Genomic DNA, 21,093 nt, shown 5'->3' on the forward strand with positions numbered 1-21,093 from the left:
TTTATTTCCAGGTCTTATAAGGATGCTTGCTTAGTTGAGAGTTATAATATTTTACAAGACCTGTAACCTCTTCGCCAAGCCAGTCAGGTTTTAAAAATGCTTCATCTTCATCTTGCAATTCTATCTCTGCAATTATCAACCCTTCATTTTCACCATAAAACTCATCAATTTCGTAGGTGTGTTTGTCTTGCTTTACTTCATACCTGGTTTTGCCAATAACACCTTCTTCACATAAAGCTATAAGTTGTTCTGCTTCAGCTAAAGGAATCTCTTTTTCCCATTCAAAACGAGTTGTTCCGCTTTGGTTAGATTTACCTTTTATAGTTAAAAAACCTTGTTCGCCTTTAATACGAACTCTAACTGTACGCTCTGGATGTGTATTTAAAAACCCTTGTGTAATACGGGTTTTAGAAAAAGCTTCAGTTTTAAAATTGAAGTTTTTTACTAAAAATTTACGCTCTATTTCTTGCATCTAAATTAAAGTGTTTAAGGGCTTTATCATGACTGTTTCTAAAAAATAATACGCCTATAATTGCACCAATGGTGGCAAAAAGCATGTCCGACTGTGTGTCCCAAACATAACCTTGCGTGCCTAAAAAAGCGTCGCCTCCTTCCGCAGTTAAAACCGACACCAACCATTCTATAAACTCATAACTTACGCTTATTGCCATAACAATACAAACGGCTATAAAAGACAGCCATTTTTTGCCATTAACCACATTTTTTCTAATAAACATTTCTCTCACTATGAAAAATGGAACAAAACCCTGTGCAAAATGACCCAATTTATCATAATTATTTCGCGACTGATTAAAAGTGTTTTGTATCCAGTCGAATAAAGGCACTTCGGCATAGGTATAATGTCCGCCAATAATTAAAATAACGCAGTGTATAAAAACAAGACTATACACAAAATTGGTAAATCTAAAATTCTTAAAAGTTACTATTAAAACCATAATGCCAAGAATAGCAGGTAAGACTTCTAAAAACCACGTAAACTGTTCTTTGGGCTTTATGCCAGACCAGACCAATAATGCTAATAAAATTACCAGATAGCCATATAAAAGTTTCATGTGCACAATTTATTTTGTGTTAAATTTACAAGATGCCAAACGATTTACCAATAAGAAAAATTATTCATGTGGATATGGATGCGTTTTACGCGTCTGTAGAGCAAATGGATTTTCCAGAGCTTAAAGGAAAACCATTGGCAGTTGGCGGTAGCGAAACCAGAGGAGTTGTAAGTGCAGCAAGTTACGAAGCTAGAAAATTTGGTGTAAAAAGTGCTATGAGTGGCGTTTTGGCTAAAAAATTATGTCCGGAACTTCTATTTGTGCGTACTCGGTTTGACAGGTATAAGGAAATTTCGGCTAAAATTCGTAAAATTTTTAATGAATATACCGATTTGGTCGAGCCACTATCTTTAGACGAGGCCTATTTAGATGTGACCGAAAATAAAAAAGGAAATCCCAGCGCATCGCTTATTGCAGAAGAAATTAGATCTCGTATTTATAAAGAAGTTGGATTAACGGCATCGGCAGGCATAAGCATCAATAAATTTATAGCTAAAGTGGCTAGCGACTATAATAAGCCTAACGGACAAAAAACCGTTAACCCAGAAGATGTTTTAGACTTTCTGGAAGCGTTAGACATTCGTAAATTTTACGGTATAGGCAAGGTCACTGCAGAGAAAATGTACCAAAAAGGCATTTATACAGGTTTAGACTTAAAAAGCAAATCTTTAGAGTATTTACAGCAGCATTTCGGCAAATCTGGCAGCTATTACTACCATGTGGTTAGAGGTATTCATAACAGCGAAGTAAAACCAAACAGAATTAGAAAAAGTCTGGCAGCAGAGCGGACGTTTAACGAGAATTTATCTTCCGAGATTTTTATGATGGAACGCTTAGAGCACATTGCCGAAGAAGTTTCCAGACGCCTTAAAAAAAGTAAAGTGGCAGGAAAAACAGTGACCTTAAAAATAAAGTATAGTGATTTTACACTCCAAACCAGAAGTAAAACCTTGCCCTATTTTGTAAATGATGCTGCCATAATTTTAGAAACCGCAAAAGAACTCTTGTATCAGGAAAAAATGACCAATTCCGTGAGGCTTTTAGGTATTTCTTTAAGCAATTTAAATACCGAAAAGAAAACGAAAACCAAAGTTGAAAAACCCATAGACGTACAGCTGGAGTTTAAATTTTAGTGAATTGATTTATGCGTTTCCTTTCAGGTCGTGCTTTTCGCTAAATCTTTTTTGCGAAGTAGTCCCAAATTTATTTGGGGATCTTTTAAACATTAAGTTTTAAGTTTATATAAAAAGTTGTTTTATAAACTTTCGCAAAAAAGGATACCGCTACAATCACTAACGCGGTGGTTTTACCTCAAGCAGTTTTTAAAAATGAGAAGTATTTTTATAGTTTAAAGAAAACTTATTTGCCTACTTTATTTATATTTAACCAAACAATAATATCAAACTTGGCATATCTTAAATTATTTGTGGGATATTGGTAATAAATGTTTTGATATAATAAGTTGTGCAACATTTGAAAAAAACTTCGAGAATTTAATTAATGGCAGGATTACAATTTATTTTTTACATACTTCCGATTTCAATAATCCTGTTTATAGTATGGATTATAACAAAGAAAAAGATTTTTGGAATTGCTTTAATCGGAATGTGGTGCGTTCTGTTAATAATGTGTATTTTATCTGTTATTCTTCAGCCATTTTACACAAAAAAGGTTCTTGACAAATCAGATTATTACGGTGAATATGTGATTGACCGAAATTACTTTTCTGGAAAACAAGCGGATTGGCAATACAATAACTTTCGATTTGAAATAAAAGAAAATGACTCGTTGTATTTTTACGTGACGGACGGAAAAGAAATTAACGAAACTTATAAAGGAACGATATCAACCATTTCGCCTTATGAATCTGCGAGAATTATGATTGAAATGGGAAAACCTACTCATCATATACTAGAAACTAATCCAACAATATATCGAGAAATTTGGAGCTTTTTTATGGTGTTTAATTCACCAAAATTTCATAATATGTACTTTCGAAAAGGCAAATGGGAAGAAATCGAATGAAAAAAAGAGCGCGAAAAAACGCACCACAAAAAAGTATAAAAAAATTGCTAGTTTTAGGCTTAACCTAAGTATGTTGCTCATTTTGCCAACTTCAGATTTTCCTGCTGAAAATCCTCGCTGACAATATCACAATTTTTCTAATACCAAACCGTTAGCAACAATATGATAAACAAAATCGATGAACAATAAAAATTTAATAATAATAGTAATAATTGCATTTGTAATTATTGTTGCAATGCTTTTTTTAAATCAAAAAACCGAAAACTATTCAAATGATGTTAAAGCGTTTAAAGAAACGGATTTAATTAAAATGACTAATAATAAAATAGTTATTGTTAAAAATCTCAAACAAGAATATCTTGAAAAAGCAATTGAACAATTTATTGATTTCAGCAAAGGAGAAAATACTATTAAACCTAAAATAACAATTTTTAATGATAAACTTGTTATAACATTTCCATATGACATCGAATTTGACACTCTTTGTTATTTTATAAATTATTTGGAATACGCACATGATTTAAGTTTGAAACCTGATTATAAACCTGAAGTTTATGGATGGTACAAAACCAAAAAAGGAGATGAATGGATGACTAAAGAAATCGTTAATAAAGAGGTTTTAATATTCATTCCTGAAACTGACGATGAATATGACAATGTATATGTTACGACAGAAGATAATTTAGGATTTAAAATGGGATTTGCTCTTGGGTATGAACATGAAAAATTAGCTAAACCTGTAATTCCATACATGAAAAGACCGATAAATAAGTCCGATTTAGAAAATTATAAATCTATTGATTATTAAAATAAATATTTTTGAACATTTTATTATAATTTGTTACAAGTTTAAGCTTATTTACTAAAATCCTCGCGGATTTTCTATTAGGTTTTTATTTGCTAAATTAAGTGCTTAAACCACGCAACATACCATATACAAAACCGTTGTGCAACATTTGAGATGACTGATAATTGGATTAAATATTTGGAACAAAAACTGAATCAGTTCAATCCAACCGATGTTGAAAATCGAGAAACTGAATATAAATTCTCACGAACTTATTATTTCCAAACATCTTATTTGAAAGTAGAGTTTTTGGACTCGACTACAATAAATAAAGTAGAACTCGGCACATACAAAAACGGATTATTCAGCGACTATATAATCTTGTTTACCAATAGTGCGCCTAACTGTACTAAAGTTGAACAAAGACTGTTTGTGATTGACGATAACGAAAACTATATTCTGACTTATGACAAAGCTAACGTAGAAAATTTGAACGGATTTTTGGACAATTTATTTACTAAAGGATGGAGAGAAGAAGCATTTAGTTATAAAGGGTTTGACTACCTTGTAATAGTGAAAGTTGACAACGCTACTCATAGAATTGAATTAAAATCAGGTGCTGAACAAGATATTCCAATGCCAATGGATAAATTGGCTAGAAAAATGGCTGTAATCTGGAATAATCTCAAAATAAACTCTGCCAATAGAAAGATTAGAAAATTAGAGATTAAACCTCTAATTAAAAACGTTGTTCAACAATGCGATATAAGTAATACAAAGTCACTAAAAATGGATTAATAGTTTAAATCTCAAATATTTATAATTATCCTTTTTAAATATAAAAAACCCCATAACAAAACTAAATTTTGTTATGGGGTTTGTTTTTGCGTTAGTGGTAGTAGCGGCATCCTTTTTTGCGGAATTTTATAAAACAACTTTTATATAAACTTAAAACTAAGTTTTAAAAGATCCCAAAATAAATTTGGGACTGCTTCGCAGAAAAGATATAGCGGATGACACGACCTGAAAGGTAACGCCCAAATTAGCTTTTAAATTTCGCTAACTCTTAAGGTGTTTACCATACCTTTTTCTTGTATTGGCATTGCGGCTAAACTTACTAGCATATCTCCTTTTTTAAGGTATCCCATTTCTTGAGCCATTTTGTTCACATCTTCTATCGTTTCGTCTGTACTTACAAATTTATCGTAAAAGAATGCTTTAACGCCCCAAAGTAAACTTAACTGGGTTAAGATACGTTTGTTAGAAGTAAATACTAATATATGAGATTTTGGTCTCCATGCTGATATCTGGAATGCGGTATAACCAGAATTGGTTAAGGTTGAAATCCCAGCAGCATCAATTTCGTTTGCCATATGCGCTGCATGATAACATATAGATTTAGTAATGTAACGCTTTGTACGTATGTGTGGTGGATTTTGTGGTACACTAATTAGAGTAGAGTCTTCTACACTTCTAATTATGTTTGCCATTTGTCTTATAACTTGCACTGGATATTTACCAACACTGGTTTCTCCAGAAAGCATTACAGCATCTGCACCATCCATTACAGAATTGGCAACGTCATTAACCTCGGCACGAGTTGGCGTTAAACTTGTAATCATGGTTTCCATCATTTGCGTGGCAATAATTACAGGTATTCTAGCTTTTTTAGCTTTTAATACCAGTTGCTTTTGTGCTAATGGCACTTCTTCAGCCGGAATTTCTACTCCAAGATCGCCTCGCGCTACCATTAAACCATCGCAATAGGCAACAATTTTATCGATATTGGTTAAAGCTTCTGGCTTTTCAATTTTAGCGATAATGGGAATTTTATGGTCGCTATGTTTTTTAATTAATTCTTGTAACTCTATTAAATCTTCAGCATGACGTACAAAAGACAATGCCATCCAGTCTACACCTAATTTACAAGCAAAAATAGCATCTTCAATATCTTTCTCTGTTAATGCAGGTTGAGAAATATTGGTATTTGGTAGGTTAACCCCTTTTTTAGATTTTAAGGGTCCGCCTTGTATAACTCTGGCAGTAACTTCGTCTTTTTTGTTAGAAGATTCTACCTCAAAAATTAACTTTCCATCATCTAAAAGAATACGTTCGCCCGGCTTAGCATCTTGTGGAAATTGTTTATAGGTCATATAAACACGTTCCTTTGTGCCTTCAAAGCGCTTACCTGTAGCAAAAATTATCTTATCACCTTCATTAACAATTACTTCGCTTTTCATCACACCTACACGAAGTTTTGGACCTTGTAAATCTCCTAAAATGGAAACGTTATAACCAAATTCTTCATTTAGCTCACGTATCATTTTTACGCGCTCTTCCACATCTTTATAATCGGCATGAGAGAAGTTAATTCTAAATACGTTTGCGCCTTCATCGCACATAGCTTTTAGAACTTTCTTATCGCTTGTTGCTGGTCCTAAGGTTGCAACTATTTTGGTTTTTTTCTGTTTTAACATTAATCGAATATTAAATTATTTTTTGACTTTAAAGTGGTTACATCTACAGTGTAGGCTGTAACTACTTGTGGTATTTCTAGTATTTTTTTTAACATAACCTGCTGTTTTGCAGCCGTGAATGTTTGGTTTATTTTAAAAAAAAAGTTTACTTTTTTTAATTCTGGAATTAGATAATAAGCTTTTAAGTTTGGACTTACATCTAAAGAAAATAAATCTAGAGCAGTTTTAGACTGGTCCTCTGTGACTTTACAAATATTGGTAACCAGATTGTAGGTAATATCCTGATAAACGTTTTCATATTCAAAATAATCAAAGCAGGTATTATGACCTAAATGGGTGATATCCTTTACATTTCTTTTTAAAGATAGTCCAAGTTGCTTATTAATTAAATAAGCTAATCGGTACTGCTCCAGCACACCATGAATTGCAAAAACAGTATATTCATCGTCTTCAAAAAAATCATTATAATTTAATTTTAGAATAGCCATATAACTGTTAATGAGCTGTAAATATACTATTTAAAAGCTATAAAAGGTAGTAAAATAAGCAATGTTAACGCATTTTTATTACGAAATCGTTATAGTTATAGCTTGGTATTTTACTAAAAATTTTAGGATTGTATTTGTGTTTGAAAAACAAAGTAAGCACGTTTTGAGGCTTTTTCTTCTGCTTTCTTTTTTGAAGTGGCTCTCGCTTTGGAAATGATTTTATCATTAACACTTAGCTTTACAGCAAAATGACGCAAGTCGTCATTCCCAGTATCATCATAAACTTCGTAGTTAAATGCCTTTTTTTCTTTCTGGCACCACTCAATAAATAAGCTCTTATAACTTATTACCTTACCTTCAAGTTTTTCTATGTCTACGTAAGGTAAAATAACGGTTTTGTAGATAAATTTTTCGCAATAACGGTATCCTCTGTCAAGATAGATCGCACCAATTAAAGCTTCAAATAAATTACCATGAATGTTTACACCAAATTGTGTGGTTGGAATATTGCTTTTTAAATGCTGAATGAGGTCTAATTTTTTCCCTAACTCATTAAGGTGCTCTCTACTTACTATTTTAGAACGCATTTTAGTAAGGTAACCTTCGTCGCCTTCCGGAACTTCAATAAATAAGTGGTGTGCAATTACAGAGCTTAACATGGCGTCTCCAAGAAACTCTAAGCGCTCATAATTTACAGCATTGCCTTCTTCGTTTTTTAAATTTAAAGAGCGATGTGTAAAAGCAATATGATATTGATCAATTTTTTTAGGTTTAAAACCTAGTAATTGTGTAAGATAAATAGCAAATTCCCCATCTTTATCAGATTGGGAATTAAATATTTTACGAATGAAAGACATTCGGGATTAATCTAATTTTTTGAAAACGACACAAGCATTATGGCCACCAAAACCAAATGTATTACTCATAGCAACTTTAATGTCTCTTTTTTGAGGCGTATTTAAAGTTAAATTAAGCTTTGGGTCTATGTTTTCGTCCACAACTTTATGGTTTATGGTTGGAGGTACAATACCATGCTCCATAGCCATAATTGAAGCAATTGCTTCGACAGCTCCAGCAGCACCAAGTAAATGACCAGTCATAGATTTGGTAGAATTAATATTGATGTTTTTAGCATGATCTCCAAAAACTTCACTAATTGCTTTAAGTTCTGCAACGTCTCCAAGTGGAGTAGACGTTCCGTGTGTGTTGATATGATCTACATCTTCAGGTTTTAAACCTGCATTTTCTAAACAATTTCTCATTACCGCCATAACCCCAATTCCTTCTGGATGTGGTGCAGTCATATGGTAAGCATCTGAAGATAAACCACCACCAACAAGCTCTGCATAAATTTTAGCACCTCTTGCTTTAGCATGTTCATATTCTTCAAGTACAATAGCTCCAGCACCTTCACCTAAAACAAAACCATCTCTGGTTGCGTCAAAAGGTTTGGAAGCCTCTTGTGGGTTGTCGTTATTAGTAGATAGTGCATGCATGGCATTAAATCCACCCATACCTGCTATAGTTACAGCAGCTTCGCTACCACCGGTAACAATTACGTCACAATGTCCTAACCTAATATAATTTAAGGCATCAATCATAGCATTTGCAGATGATGCACAAGCGGAAACTGTAGTGTAATTAGGTCCCATGAAACCATTTTTTATAGAAATGTTTCCAGGAGCAATATCGGCAATCATTTTAGGGATAAAGAACGGATTAAAACGCGGAGAACCATCACCATCACAGTAATTGATTACTTCGTTTTGAAAGGTTTCTAAACCACCAATTCCAGCACCCCAAATAACGCCAACTTTAAGTTTATTGACTTTGTCTAAATCAAGGTTTGAGTCCGCAATAGCCTCATCAGATGCGACCATTGCGTACTGTGTAAACCTATCCATTTTGCGAGCCTCTTTTCGATCAATAAAATCGGTCGCATTAAAATTTTTCAGTTCGCAAGCGAATTTTGTTTTGAACTTTTCAGTATCAAAATAGGTTATAGGTGCAGCACCGCTTTTACCCGATATTAGAGCATTCCAATATTCGTCTTTGGTGTTTCCAATAGGCGTAAGTGCGCCTAAGCCTGTAACTACAACTCGCTTTAGTTCCATAAATTTTTAATTATTTTGCAGCTTCAATATAAGAAATTGCTTGACCAACTGTAGCAATGTTTTCAGCTTGATCATCTGGAATTTGAATATCAAATTCTTTTTCGAATTCCATTATTAATTCAACAGTGTCTAATGAATCTGCTCCTAAGTCGTTTGTGAAGCTAGCTTCTGTTACAACTTCGTTTTCATCAACTCCTAATTTGTCTACGATTATCGCTTTTACTCTTGATGCAATGTCTGACATAATTTTTAATTTTTAGTTTTAATTAAGACGCAAAAATAAAAAACTTTAATTTAAAACACACATTTACTTTAAAAATGTGAGATTAAATTTAATATTTTTAATTTAAATTATCTGTGTTTTGCGTATTAATTGTTATTAATTATTCTTTTTTTTGTACTCTAAACCATAGATTTGGCTGTATATGAAACGAATTGTAATTTTTGCATCCGGAAGCGGATCTAACGCTGAAAATTTAATAAAGTTTTTTCAAAACAGTGAAAAAGGTCGTGTTACTTTAATTTTAACTAACAATCCACATGCCAAAGTATTAGACCGGGCCAAAACCCTTGGTGTACCTGCATTTTCATTTAACAAGAAAGCGTTTACAGAGACTAATTTGGTCCTAGATCTCTTAAAATCTGAAAAAGCAGACCTTATTATTTTGGCTGGTTTTTTATGGAAATTTCCCGAATACATATTAGAGCATTACCCTAATAAGGTTATAAATGTGCATCCTGCTTTATTGCCAAAATATGGCGGAAAAGGTATGTATGGAAAATATGTCCATGAAGCTGTAGTTGCCCATAAAGAAACCGAAACAGGTATCACTATTCATTATGTAAACGAACATTACGATGAAGGCGCCATTATACATCAAGCAAAATGTGAAGTGCTTCCTAGCGATAATGCAAATGATGTTGCGGCTAAAATTCATTTGTTAGAAATGAAAAATTTTCCTGAGGTTGTTTCAACATTATTAAATGAGTAAAACAAAAAAAAAATATTATGTCATTTGGCAAGGTCATAAAACGGGCGTTTTTGATTCTTGGAATACCTGTAAAAAACTTATAAAAGATTTCCCAGGAGCACAATACAAATCTTTTGTTTCAAAAGAACACGCCGAAGAAGCCTTTAAAGGCAATTATTTTGATTTTGTTGGTAAAAAAGAGGATTTAAAGTCGAGTCTTACTAAAGCACAATTGGAAAAGATTGGGCAGCCTAATTACAATTCTATTGCTGTAGATGCTGCCTCAAGTGGAAATCCTGGTATTATGGAATATCGTGGGGTTGATACAAAATCTAACAAGCAGCTCTTTATTCAAGGTCCTTTTGAAGAAGGCACAAATAATATAGGCGAATTTTTAGCCTTAGTACACGGCTTAAGTTTTTTAAAAAAACATAATAGCGACAGGATCATCTATACAGATTCTAAAACAGCGATGAGCTGGGTTAGAAAGAAGAAATGTAACACTAAACTGGAGCGAAATACAATAAATAAGCCTGTCTTTGACTTGGTAGATCGTGCAGAAGCTTGGTTAAAAGCCAATACCTATAAAACTACTATCGTAAAATGGGAAACCAAAGCCTGGGGAGAAATACCTGCCGATTTTGGAAGGAAATGATTCTTATTAGATGTTAATTTTATAAGGCATAAGCTAAATATTTTGTTTAAATTTGCACCTTATTTCAAAATGTAATTATGAGTAAATTAGTTATTGTTGGTACAGTCGCATTCGACGCTATAGAAACCCCTTTTGGTAAAACCGATAAAATTCTTGGAGGAGCAGCAACCTATATAGGTTTGTCGGCTTCAAACTTTGGAGTGGATGCAGCAGCAGTTTCTGTAGTTGGTGGCGATTTTCCACAAGAATATTTAGATTTATTATCGGACAGAAATGTGAATGTAGATGGTGTTGAAATTGTAAAAGATGGAAAAACTTTTTTCTGGAGTGGTAAATATCATAATGATATGAACTCTAGAGATACTCTTGTTACAGAACTAAACGTGCTGGAAACATTTAATCCAGTGGTACCAAATGCTTATAAAGATGCAGAAATTGTAATGTTAGGAAATTTACATCCTTTAGTACAACTAGGTGTTTTAGAACAAATGACCACAAAGCCAAAATTAGTAATTTTGGATACGATGGATTTTTGGATGAATATCGCTTTAGACGATTTAAAACATGTAATCTCTAAGGTAGATGTAATAACTATTAATGACGAAGAAGCAAGACAGTTGTCTGGAGAATATTCTCTGGTGAATGCTGCTAAGAAAATTCACAGTATGGGACCAAAATATGTAGTGATTAAGAAAGGAGAACATGGTGCGTTGTTATTTCATAACGACGATATGTTTTACGCACCAGCATTACCTTTAGCTGAAGTTTTTGATCCAACAGGAGCAGGAGATACGTTTGCTGGTGGTTTTGCAGGATATTTAGCAAAAACCGAAGACTTATCTTTTGAAAACATGAAAAATGCTGTTATATATGGATCAACCTTAGCCTCTTTTTGTGTCGAGAAATTTGGTACAGAACGCATGGTTAATTTAACCCAAGAGGATATTAAAAATAGATTGAAGCAATTTAAAGCCTTAACGCAGTTTAATATCCAATCATAATCTAACGCGCTCTATTAATTTAGAGCGTTTTTGTTTTTTAATAAAAAGTAAACAAATTAATTTTATTACGACTTAACCTACACACAACAGAATAAATAAAATGAGTGACGCTTTAAAACACGAATGTGGTATCGCACAAATTAGACTTTTAAAACCTTTAGAGTTTTATAAAGAAAAATATGGTAGCGCATTTTATGGAGTTAATAAAATGTATTTAATGATGGAAAAACAGCATAATCGTGGTCAGGACGGTGCTGGTTTTGCAAGTATAAAATTAAATACTCAACCTGGAGAACGCTATATAAGCCGTGTTAGATCTATAGCACAACAACCCATACAAGATATTTTTGCTCAAATTAATGAGCGTATTAATACTGAAATGACTGCACATCCAGAATATGCAGACGATGTTCAACTTCAAAAAAAGCATATCCCGTACATTGGAGAAGTTTTTTTAGGACACGTTCGTTATGGTACTTTTGGAAAAAACAGTGTAGAAAGTGTTCATCCCTTTTTAAGACAAAATAACTGGATGCACAGAAACCTTATTCTGGCAGGCAACTTTAACATGACTAATGTTAAAGATTTGTTTGGTAATCTGGTAGAGCTTGGTCAGCATCCTAAAGAATATACCGATACCATTACTATAATGGAGAAAATAGGTCATTTCTTAGATGCATCAGTAACTAAAATTTATAAAAAATTAAAAAAAGAAGGTTACACAAAAGTAGAATCTTCACCATTAATAGCTGAGCGTATCGACATCGCAAAAATACTTCGTAAAGCAGCTAAAAACTGGGATGGTGGTTATGCTATGGCTGGTTTGTTAGGTCACGGAGATTCATTTGTATTGAGAGATCCTGCTGGAATTAGACCAACTTATTACTATAAGGATGATGAAGTTGTGGTGATAGCTTCAGAAAGACCAGTTATTCAAACCGTATTTAATGTCAAATTTGAAGATGTTAAGGAGTTAGAACCTGGTCATGCTATTATTACTAAAAAATCTGGAGAAGTTTCTATAGAGCAAATCTTAGAACCTTTAGAACGTAAATCCTGTTCTTTTGAGCGTATCTATTTTTCACGTGGAAGTGATGCCGAAATTTACCAAGAGCGTAAGCAGTTAGGTAAATTGTTAATGCCGGAAGTTTTAAAGGCAATAGATAATGACACTAAAAACACCGTGTTTTCTTATATACCAAATACAGCAGAAACTTCATTTTTTGGAATGATTGAGTCTGTTGAAGAATTTATAAATGAAAGAAAAACTCAAGAAATTATTGCAGGTAATGGTGAATTAACAAAAGCACAGGTTACCGAAATTTTAAGTGAAAGATCTCGAGTTGAAAAAATTGCAATTAAAGATGTTAAACTAAGAACATTTATTACTGAAGACAGTAGTCGTGACGATTTAGTAGCTCACGTTTATGATGTGACCTATGGTGTTATAAAACCAGAAGATAATTTGGTTATTATAGACGACAGCATTGTTCGTGGAACTACTTTGAAAAAGAGTATCATTAAAATGATGGATCGTTTGCACCCAAAACGAATTGTTGTAGTGTCTTCGGCGCCTCAAATTAGGTATCCAGACTGTTATGGTATAGATATGGCTAACTTAGAAAGTTTAGTAGCGTTTCAAGCAGCTTTAGAACTGTTGAAGGAAAATAACAGTTATGACATCGTTGAAAAAGTATATAAAAAATGTTTGGAGCAGGTAGATTTAAAAGACTCCAAAGTGGTTAATTTTGTTAAAGAAATTTATGCGCCATTTACGGACGAACAAATTTCAGATAAAATATCAGAACTTTTAACTCACGAAAGTGTTAATGCAGAAGTTAAGATCATCTTCCAACCAGTTTCTAACTTACATAAAGCCTGTCCTAAAAATTTAGGAGATTGGTATTTTACGGGAGATTACCCAACCGATGGAGGAAATAGAGTGGTTAATAGAGCCTTTATTAATTTCTTCGAAGGAAATAAAGAAAGAGCTTATTAAAGTTATAATTATTAGATAAAAGAAGGCTTAATTTTAGGATTAGGCCTTTTTTTGTAGCTATTACTGTGTATTTATTTTTAATTCCAGATATTTATATAATTAAGGTATAGGTTCTAATAAAATTTAAAGCGTAAAAAAAAGCACTACGGTTTAAGTAGTGCTTTATATAAAAATTTATTATTTCTTTATTAATCCAAATAGTAAATATATCCAAAATTTAACCAAACTAACCAATCGTTGTTCTTGTTAGATTTGTAGTCGTGGTTGAGACCATCTACATCATCACTAAAATAGTATTGCCATCTTAAGTCAATCATTAAATCGGCTAATACATTTATCTTATATCTTGTTCCAACGCTGGCAACTATAGACCAAGTAGATCCAGAATCCTCAGACACAGGATCTTTATAGCCAGGCTGGGACCATGGATCATAAAAATTGTTGTTGTCGTCTATGTTTCCAATATCATTAGGGTTAAACGGATTGCTACTAACATAATCTGTAAAAGCCTTAGGGTTGTAAGAGACATAATGTGCTCCTAAACTAGCAAAAGGAGCAAATTTTGGTGTAAATGCCTGGAAAGAACGAATACTTAACGGGAACCACTCTAACTGCATACCTATATCAAAATTATTCGATTCACCAGAATGTCCTCTTAATTTTCTAGCATTTTCAGATGTTCTAGAATCTTTAACCCATTCTCCAAAATGATTTAATTTTGTTTTGTTGTAAGAAATTTCAGATCTTAATTTAAAGTGATCATTAAAGTAAGTGTCTGTACTGTAACAGTTACAGTCTGCTCTATAGGCAAAGTTGATATAGTGAACTAAACCAATCCCAAAACCAGTATTACCTTTGTTCGTATCAAAATCTTTACGTTCTCCAAAATCCGATTGAAAAGCTACTGGACCAGTGATAATACCAATCTCGTGAGAAAATCCTAGTTGCGCAAAGCCAAATTGTATAGTTGTAATACATACAATTAATGCTATGGATAATTTATTTTTAAGCATATTTTAAGGATTATAAAACCTATTTAAGTTAACAAATATATAAAAACGTGCTTAGCAAACAAATAATTATGCTACTATAACACAAATTTTAAAAAAATGTTAAAATTAGATTTCAAATTTCAGAAAAATAGACCTCTATTTTTAAAGATAATGTATATTTGTTTATCAAATTTCAACAAATATCAATTATTTCGTAATTAGTACTACATGGAAAATAAAATTAAAGCATTTATAGATTACGTAGAATCTAAAAACCCTAACGAACCAGAATTTATGCAAGCGGTTCATGAAGTTGCAGAAACTGTAATTCCATTTATCGAGTCAAATTCTAAGTATCAAAACAAAATGTTATTAGAGCGCATGGTAGAACCAGAACGCACTATAATTTTTAGAGTTCCTTGGATAGATGACAAAGGAAATACACAGGTAAACAGAGGTTTTAGAGTACAGTTCAATTCAGCTATTGGACCTTACAAAGGAGGATTACGATTTCATCCATCGGTAAACTTAAGTATTTTAAAATTTTTAGGTTTTGAACAGGTCTTTAAAAATTCTTTAACAACATTGCCTATGGGTGGTGGAAAAGGAGGAAGTGACTTTGACCCTAAAGGCAAGAGTGATAATGAAGTGATGCGTTTTTGCCAATCGTTTATGACAGAGCTTTCTCGACACATTGGAGGAAACACAGATGTTCCAGCAGGAGATATTGGTGTAGGTGGAAGAGAAATAGGTTTCATGTTTGGGCAATATAAACGTTTGCGTAACGAATTTGTTGGTGTGTTAACAGGAAAAGGCATTACTTATGGAGGTTCTTTAATTCGTCCAGAAGCTACAGGTTATGGTTGTGTATACTTTGCAAACAATATGCTTGCAACTAAAAACGACTCATTTAGTGGTAAAACAGTAGTCATTTCTGGATCTGGAAATGTAGCTCAATATGCTTGCGAAAAAGCAACACAATTAGGAGCTAAAGTTGTTACGATGTCAGATTCTGGAGGATATATTTTAGATGAAGACGGAATAAATGAAGAAAAGCTTGCGCACGTAATGGAAATTAAAAATGTGAAGCGAGGGAGAATTAGCGAGTATGTTGAAAAATATCCTTCAGCTAAATACTTTGAAGGTGAAAGACCTTGGAGTGTAAATTGCGACATTGCATTACCATGTGCTACACAGAATGAATTAAATGCAGATGAAGCTAAAGCTTTAGTTGCAAATAAGGTATTAGTAGTTGCAGAAGGAGCAAATATGCCTACTACACCAGAAGGTGTAGAAGTGTTCCAGAAAGCGAAAGTTTTATTTGCTCCTGGTAAAGCTTCTAATGCTGGTGGTGTTGCAACTTCTGGATTAGAGATGAGTCAGAACAGTTTAAGATACAATTGGACAAGAGAAGAAGTAGATGCCAAGTTACATCAAATCATGAACGATATTCACGCTTCTTGTGTAGAATATGGTAAAGATAGTAGTGGTAATGTAGACTATGTGAAAGGAGCAAATATTGCTGGTTTTGTTAAAGTTGCAGATGCTATGTTAGCACAAGGCGTTGTATAATAAAGCGTATTTATAGTTTAATAAAAAGCCTTTAGTATTAGTTTTCTAAAGGCTTTTTTAATGAAATTAACTCGCTAAGATTTCGTTCTACGAGTTCTAAAACAACAATATCTGGTTGGTATGCTTCAATTTTAGCACGATCTAATTGAATGGATTTAAGAAATCGTGTGTTTTTAAAAGTTTCATTCATAAAAGGTATCATAGCCAGCATAAATGAATCATGAAATAACAAAATATCTGTTTCTCTACTTTCATTAAAATAATGCCTTTCGTATTCATAGTCAAATATTTGTTTGAAGTTATAAATACTTTTATCTAAGTACGGTTTTATTATAGGGTCCTCTTCATAAACCAGTCTTGGAATATCACCTTGGTAAGACTCTTCATTTACAATACTGTAATTTTCTAGAAGTTCTGGTTTGATATTAAATTTATGCTGAATGTTTTCTAACAAACGTTTATAACCTGAAAAAGCACCTAAACTACTCCAATGCGTGTCATTTTTTAAATAAACTTGATTAGTTTGTTTTGCCTTTAAAATTGTAGAGGTTAGATTTATAAAATTTAAATCTTTGTCCTTTAAATATGATTCTAATTGATTTACCCTAGGGAATTTAGTAGTCATTTTAAAAGGTAAGTGCTCCTTATAAATTTTGTTTTTATCTGGAACAATAAGTATATAAAAAACAATATCTTTTGTTTTAAGATATGTATCCCAGCTTTCTAAGTATTTGGATATGTTATACAAATCATTTTCTGAAAATCTTTCAACTCCAAAAGCATCATTTAAACTGTTATTATAATGATTACCTAAAAACCACCAATCATTTTTACCTTTTATAATTCGATTTGGTAAAGCATTTTCTTTTAAAGTGTTTTTTTTAAAAGCTATGTAATTGGTTAGCAAAGTTTCTTTTGAACCATAGTGTTCCGCATAGTAAGATTTAAATTCTGAAACTAAAACTTTTGGATGAATTGAACTTGGTTGAAAAGAGTTTTTCCTACTAAAAAGCATCATTAGATTGGGGAGAATAAGTATTCCCAAAAAAAGTACAATAAGAATGTATTTAGGAGTCTTCATATTTTAAAATCTAAAATAAATAAACGGATTATAAGACCCTGAAGCAATGTAATATTGACAAATAAAAAACAGTCCTAAAACGTAAAAGACTTTTAGATATTTAAGTGTTGGACCCTGTATATGAAAAGATTTTAATATTTTTTTTATATAAATCTGAAATTTTGGAGTAGATAATAAAAATGCAATTAGCATTGCAAAAATGACTTCTTTGGTCATATAGAAATAAAGATAATTAAAATTGGTTTCTACCGAAAAATTAAAAAGTTGTTTAATGTATTGCCAGGCATCTGTTATTGTATTACTTCTAAATATAGCCCAAGAAAAAGTAATAATAAACATCAAGTAAACATGTAAAAACCAGTTTGGTAATTTATCAAAAAAAGATTTTTCAAACCTCTTTTCCATTAAAATAAAAAAACCATGAAATAATCCCCAAATAATGAATGTCCAATTGGCACCATGCCATAAACCAGTAATAAAAAAGACAAACAGTAAGTTAAGGTATGTTCTGTTAACACTTATCCTATTCCCACCTAAAGAAATATATAAATAATCCTTAAACCATTCAGATAGTGTAATGTGCCAACGTCTCCAAAATTCTTTTACCGATTTAGAAATATAGGGGTAATTAAAGTTTTCTGGAAAATTAAATCCAAACATTTTGCCTAAACCTATCGCCATATCTGAATATCCTGAGAAGTCAAAAAAGATCTGAAAACCATATGCAATTAAACCAATCCAAGCTAAAAGCATAGATTTTTCATCATTATGGAGCGCAAAAATACCATCGGCTAAAAAAGCACATTGATTGGCAACTATTAGTTTTTTTGCCAAGCCATAAACAAATCTTAGGATACCAGAATAAAACAAATCTACTGTAACTTTACGACTTGAGATTTCTTTTTCCACTTGGGCATATCTTACAATAGGACCGGCAATTAATTGCGGAAATAGAGAAACATAGGTTAGAAAATTTATTAGACTTTTAGTTGCTTTTATTTTACCACGATAGACGTCGATACTGTAAGACATAGTCTGGAAAGTGTAAAAACTTATACCTAAGGGAAGAATAATACTATTAAAGATTCTGTTATTTTCGTTAGAAATGAGATTAATCGAGTTAAAAATTTCCGATACAAAACCGGCATATTTAAAATACATAAGTAAACTTAAGTTAAAAGCAATAGATATCGTTAAACCTAATTTTTTATGATAACGTTCTATAACCAATCCACAGCAAAAATCTATTAAACCTGAAGCAATAATAAGTAATACAAGGTGTCTTTCTCCCCATGTATAAAAAAATAAACTAGCCAACAATAGAATACTGTTTTTAAACTTAGAAGGAGATAAAAAATAGCAAAATAGAGTAGCTGGCAAAAACAGATAGAGGAAAAACGGACTACTAAAAAGCATCTAACAATGTTGAAAATACAATCAAAAGTACAATAATTTATACTATTTTTGGTTATTTAGCTTTAACTTCAGTTTTTATAAACTTCATGAAATTTTATAAACCTTTTTTAATTATTTTTTTGTGTTTAAATTGTTTTTCAATTTGTGCACAAGATTTTTCTAAAACTTGGAACCAGTATTTCTCCTACTTGGATATTTCGGTACTTACACAATCTGAAAATAAAATTTATGCAGCTGCGGAGAATGCTATTTTTACTTACGACAAGCAAACATTTGAACTAACAACAATTAGTTCCGTACAAGGATTGTCTGGAGATACTATAAGTGCTTTAATTTATATTGAAAATTCTAATTTACTTGTTATTGGTTTTGAAAACGGGCTTATACAAGTTCTAAATGAAAACACAAAGGATGTCTTAAATGTTGTAGATATTTTAGATAAACAAACCATTCTTCCAGATAAAAAACGAATTAATGATTTTATATTATTTAACAATACTGTATATATTTCTGCAGATTTTGGTATTTCAGAATATAATATAAACCAGTTAGAGTTTGGAGATACTTTTTTTATAGGAGATAATGGTACACAGTTATCTATAAATGAAATAGCTGTTTTTGATGGTTTTTTTTATGCAGCTACAGACTCCGGAATTCGTAGAGCATTGACTTCTAATCCTAATTTAATAGATTTTCAAGAATGGCAAACTTTATCTAATGGGATTTGGGAAGGCATAGCTTCTGTAGGTGCACGTTTATATGCAGCAGCAAACAACCAAAGAGTTTTTGAGGTAATAGGATTAAATGTTTTTGAAAGAGAATTTTTTTCTAACCCAATTTTGGATTTGTACACTATAAATAATCAGCTAGCAGTTACCACTATAGATGTTTCTAATATCTATACTGAAACGTATCAGCCTATAATATCTATACCTTCTAGTAGTTATAACAACACTAATTTTAGTAGAACAATTTTTAACGACACAGACATTTATATAGGGACAAAAGGAATTTTAAACTTAGGAAAAGAAGGCTTTGGCGTTTTAAAAACGAATTTTTCAGATGCCGAATTTGAAGAGCTCCATCCAAGTAGTCCATTATTAAACCGAATTTTTCAAATAGATTTAAGTGCTAATCAAATTTGGGCTGTACATGGAAGTTTTGCTGCAAATTATGGGTTTAGTGGTGGTATTGAAAAATCAGGAATTAGTAGATTTAAAAATAATGAATGGCAAAATATACCTTATGACACTATTAGTCAGATTGTGCCAAGCCCCTATTATATCAATCATGTTATAATTAATAAATTTAATTCAAATAAAGCATATTTAAGTACCTATTGGACGCCAGGTCTTATTGAGCTAGAAAATGATAATTTATTAAATCTATATGATGAAAACAATAGTAGTTTAGATAGGTTTGTAGATGTTTTTTACTTATTAATGACTGCAAACTATGATGAAAATAACGCTTTATGGGTCACAAATGGAAGAGTCAATAATGCATTAAATAGATTTGCAGACGGTGCTTGGCAAGGCATAGACTTGTCACAAATTATAACCAATCCTACGGTAAATCTGGGATTTGCGGATGTGGATTTTGATGCCGATGGGAATGTATTTATGGCAACTTCTAACTTTGGTGTAATTAGCTATAATGTTTCTAACGGAGAATTAAATAATATTGTAAATGATGAAAATAACATGCCATCTAATGATGTTCGTGCTTTAAGAGTAGATAGAAGTAACCAAGTGTGGGTAGGAACCAAAGAAGGCTTAAGAATTATATACGACCCAAGTGGTTTTGCAAATGGAAATCCAGAAGTTGAAAGCATTATCTTTTTAGAAGATGGTATTGCAAGTGAATTGTTTTTCTTTCAGTATATAAATGATATCGAGGTAGATGGAACTAATAATAAATGGATTGGAACTTTAGACAATGGAGTTTTTTATATTACTGCAGACGGGCAAAGAACCATTTATCGTTTTACAAAGGACAATTCACCGCTACCAAGTAATGATATATTAGATATTAAAATAAATGAAACTACTGGAGAAGTTTTTTTTGCAACCGATAAAGGAATGGTTTCTTTTAAGGGTACTTCCTCGGTACCTCAAGACAATTTAGAAAATGCATATGTTTATCCAAATCCTGTTAGACCAGGATTTAATATGGAACAAGATAAAATCAAAATCACCGGTCTTTCTAAAAATGTTAATGTAAAAATTACTGATATAGAAGGTAATTTGGTCACTGAAGCAGAGACCCGATCAAATGGTAAGTTTAAAGGGTTTAATTTGGAAATTGATGGCGGAACAGCATTATGGAATGGTAGAAATCTTTCCAATAAAGTAGTAGCATCTGGAGTTTATGTTATTTTATTAAACGATCTAGATACTTTTGAAACCAAAGTTTTAAAGGTGATGCTTATTAGACAATAAT

The 21,093-nt window shown here is 32.1% G+C and carries 20 protein-coding genes; 10 read left to right on the top strand and 10 right to left on the bottom strand.

Annotation, left to right across the window (positions count from 1 at the left end):
- Position 1: 1 nt before the first annotated feature.
- Together C7H52_RS04385 and C7H52_RS04390 are read right to left on the bottom strand one after the other, a co-directional pair.
- On the bottom strand, positions 2-472 hold the full coding sequence (locus C7H52_RS04385) for a CYTH domain-containing protein (protein WP_106462666.1): 471 nt from the start codon (positions 470-472) through the stop codon (positions 2-4).
- Positions 453-1,073, bottom strand: a complete 621-nt coding sequence (locus C7H52_RS04390) for a DUF2238 domain-containing protein (protein WP_106462667.1) — start codon at positions 1,071-1,073, stop codon at positions 453-455. The genes C7H52_RS04385 and C7H52_RS04390 overlap by 20 nt, the downstream gene beginning before the upstream one ends.
- 32 nt (positions 1,074-1,105) lie before the next feature.
- Here C7H52_RS04390 and dinB point away from each other — a divergent pair, with 32 nt between their 5' ends.
- The 4 genes from dinB to C7H52_RS04410 all read left to right on the top strand — a co-directional run bounded on the left by dinB (position 1,106) and on the right by C7H52_RS04410 (position 4,683).
- Positions 1,106-2,206 carry a DNA polymerase IV gene (gene dinB, locus C7H52_RS04395; RefSeq protein ID WP_106462668.1) on the top strand — a complete coding sequence of 367 codons (1,101 nt, stop codon included), beginning with the start codon at positions 1,106-1,108 and terminating at the stop codon, positions 2,204-2,206.
- Between the two features lie 493 nt (positions 2,207-2,699).
- Positions 2,700-3,098 carry a hypothetical protein gene (locus C7H52_RS04400; RefSeq protein WP_245918532.1) on the top strand — a complete coding sequence of 133 codons (399 nt, stop codon included), beginning with the start codon at positions 2,700-2,702 and terminating at the stop codon, positions 3,096-3,098.
- Between the two features lie 178 nt (positions 3,099-3,276).
- Positions 3,277-3,906 carry a hypothetical protein gene (locus C7H52_RS04405; RefSeq protein WP_106462670.1) on the top strand — a complete coding sequence of 210 codons (630 nt, stop codon included), beginning with the start codon at positions 3,277-3,279 and terminating at the stop codon, positions 3,904-3,906.
- Positions 3,907-4,083: 177 nt separating this feature from the next.
- On the top strand, positions 4,084-4,683 hold the full coding sequence (locus C7H52_RS04410; RefSeq protein ID WP_146130004.1) for a hypothetical protein: 600 nt from the start codon (positions 4,084-4,086) through the stop codon (positions 4,681-4,683).
- A 251-nt stretch (positions 4,684-4,934) separates the two neighbouring features.
- Here C7H52_RS04410 and pyk read toward each other — a convergent pair whose 3' ends face one another.
- The 5 genes from pyk to C7H52_RS04435 all read right to left on the bottom strand — a co-directional run bounded on the left by pyk (position 4,935) and on the right by C7H52_RS04435 (position 9,208).
- Entirely contained in the window at positions 4,935-6,362 is a 1,428-nt protein-coding gene (gene pyk / locus C7H52_RS04415) for a pyruvate kinase (protein WP_106462672.1), read from the bottom strand.
- A complete protein-coding gene (locus C7H52_RS04420) occupies positions 6,362-6,850 on the bottom strand; it encodes an IPExxxVDY family protein (RefSeq protein ID WP_106462673.1) in 489 nt (162 codons plus the stop codon). The genes pyk and C7H52_RS04420 overlap by 1 nt, the downstream gene beginning before the upstream one ends.
- Positions 6,851-6,972: 122 nt before the next feature.
- Positions 6,973-7,707 carry a ribonuclease III gene (gene rnc, locus C7H52_RS04425; RefSeq protein WP_106462674.1) on the bottom strand — a complete coding sequence of 245 codons (735 nt, stop codon included), beginning with the start codon at positions 7,705-7,707 and terminating at the stop codon, positions 6,973-6,975.
- 6 nt (positions 7,708-7,713) lie between these two features.
- Positions 7,714-8,964 carry a beta-ketoacyl-ACP synthase II gene (gene fabF, locus C7H52_RS04430; protein ID WP_106462675.1) on the bottom strand — a complete coding sequence of 417 codons (1,251 nt, stop codon included), beginning with the start codon at positions 8,962-8,964 and terminating at the stop codon, positions 7,714-7,716.
- A gap of 10 nt (positions 8,965-8,974) precedes the next feature.
- On the bottom strand, positions 8,975-9,208 hold the full coding sequence (locus C7H52_RS04435; RefSeq protein WP_007647141.1) for an acyl carrier protein: 234 nt from the start codon (positions 9,206-9,208) through the stop codon (positions 8,975-8,977).
- 181 nt (positions 9,209-9,389) lie between these two features.
- Here C7H52_RS04435 and purN point away from each other — a divergent pair, with 181 nt between their 5' ends.
- The 4 genes from purN to C7H52_RS04455 all read left to right on the top strand — a co-directional run bounded on the left by purN (position 9,390) and on the right by C7H52_RS04455 (position 13,590).
- Positions 9,390-9,956 carry a phosphoribosylglycinamide formyltransferase gene (purN, locus tag C7H52_RS04440; protein ID WP_106462676.1) on the top strand — a complete coding sequence of 189 codons (567 nt, stop codon included), beginning with the start codon at positions 9,390-9,392 and terminating at the stop codon, positions 9,954-9,956.
- Positions 9,949-10,590: a ribonuclease H1 domain-containing protein gene (locus C7H52_RS04445; protein ID WP_106462677.1), complete on the top strand. Its 642-nt coding sequence runs from the start codon at positions 9,949-9,951 to the stop codon at positions 10,588-10,590. The genes purN and C7H52_RS04445 overlap by 8 nt, the downstream gene beginning before the upstream one ends.
- 77 nt (positions 10,591-10,667) lie before the next feature.
- Positions 10,668-11,591 (top strand): PfkB family carbohydrate kinase, encoded by a 924-nt coding sequence (locus C7H52_RS04450; protein ID WP_106462678.1) that lies wholly within the window; start codon positions 10,668-10,670, stop codon positions 11,589-11,591.
- 100 nt (positions 11,592-11,691) lie between these two features.
- Complete coding sequence (locus tag C7H52_RS04455; RefSeq protein WP_106462679.1) at positions 11,692-13,590, top strand: amidophosphoribosyltransferase; 1,899 nt, start codon at positions 11,692-11,694, stop codon at positions 13,588-13,590.
- Between the two features lie 188 nt (positions 13,591-13,778).
- Here the strand turns inward: C7H52_RS04455 and C7H52_RS04460 are convergent, their stop codons facing one another.
- Positions 13,779-14,603, bottom strand: coding sequence for a THC0290_0291 family protein (locus C7H52_RS04460; protein WP_106462680.1), 825 nt, complete (start codon positions 14,601-14,603; stop codon positions 13,779-13,781).
- 207 nt (positions 14,604-14,810) lie between these two features.
- Between C7H52_RS04460 and gdhA the strand changes: the two genes are divergently transcribed.
- Positions 14,811-16,154, top strand: coding sequence for an NADP-specific glutamate dehydrogenase (gdhA, locus tag C7H52_RS04465; RefSeq protein WP_106462681.1), 1,344 nt, complete (start codon positions 14,811-14,813; stop codon positions 16,152-16,154).
- A gap of 37 nt (positions 16,155-16,191) precedes the next feature.
- Here gdhA and C7H52_RS04470 read toward each other — a convergent pair whose 3' ends face one another.
- Together C7H52_RS04470 and C7H52_RS04475 are read right to left on the bottom strand one after the other, a co-directional pair.
- Entirely contained in the window at positions 16,192-17,235 is a 1,044-nt protein-coding gene (locus tag C7H52_RS04470; RefSeq protein WP_106462682.1) for an alginate O-acetyltransferase AlgX-related protein, read from the bottom strand.
- A 3-nt stretch (positions 17,236-17,238) separates the two neighbouring features.
- Positions 17,239-18,552 (bottom strand): MBOAT family O-acyltransferase, encoded by a 1,314-nt coding sequence (locus C7H52_RS04475; RefSeq protein WP_245918533.1) that lies wholly within the window; start codon positions 18,550-18,552, stop codon positions 17,239-17,241.
- Positions 18,553-18,737: 185 nt separating this feature from the next.
- Between C7H52_RS04475 and porZ the strand changes: the two genes are divergently transcribed.
- Positions 18,738-21,092 (top strand): type IX secretion system anionic LPS delivery protein PorZ, encoded by a 2,355-nt coding sequence (gene porZ, locus C7H52_RS04480; RefSeq protein ID WP_106462684.1) that lies wholly within the window; start codon positions 18,738-18,740, stop codon positions 21,090-21,092.
- Position 21,093 lies beyond the last annotated feature (1 nt).

It is taken from the genome of Aurantibacter aestuarii, from assembly GCF_003008425.1.
GTDB classification, from domain to species: domain Bacteria; phylum Bacteroidota; class Bacteroidia; order Flavobacteriales; family Flavobacteriaceae; genus Aurantibacter; species Aurantibacter aestuarii.